The sequence below is a fragment of the Bacillus sp. SD075 genome (assembly GCF_017355165.1).
Lineage (GTDB): Bacteria > Bacillota > Bacilli > Bacillales > DSM-1321 > Peribacillus.
In genome coordinates, this window is record NZ_JADILK010000119.1 from 1 (window position 1) to 372 (window position 372).

Annotated in this window: 1 protein-coding gene; it reads left to right on the forward strand. The window is 38.7% G+C overall.

Annotated features, from left to right (window positions below; genetic code table 11):
• Positions 1-81 precede the first annotated feature (81 nt).
• Positions 82-372 (forward strand): IS110 family transposase (locus IOC57_RS25530; protein WP_207441373.1); only part of this gene is annotated, 291 nt, incomplete at its 3' end.

The window sequence follows — 372 nt, forward strand, 5'->3', positions numbered from 1 at the left end:
CAGATCTCGAATAACAAGCGAAGCTATGACACTACATGGAGGACTAGGGGTACTGGTTAGTAAGTAGAGGAGGAAAAAACAATGAATCCAGTTGTTGGTCTGGATGTGGCAAAAGGAGAGAGCCAAGTACAGGCATTTTTAGATCAATCTAAACCGTATGGGAAGAGCTTTTCAATGAAGCATATCAAAGAGGAGTTAGATCATTTTTTAGAATTTCTAAAAGAAATTGAAGAGGTGACAGGGCAAATGCCTATGGTCATTTTAGAATCTACAGGGCATTACCATTCTCCTGTTATTCAATACCTGGAGGAACAAGGGATTCCATATATCTTACTAAATCCGATTATTTCTTATCAGGTAAAGAAGTCCAGC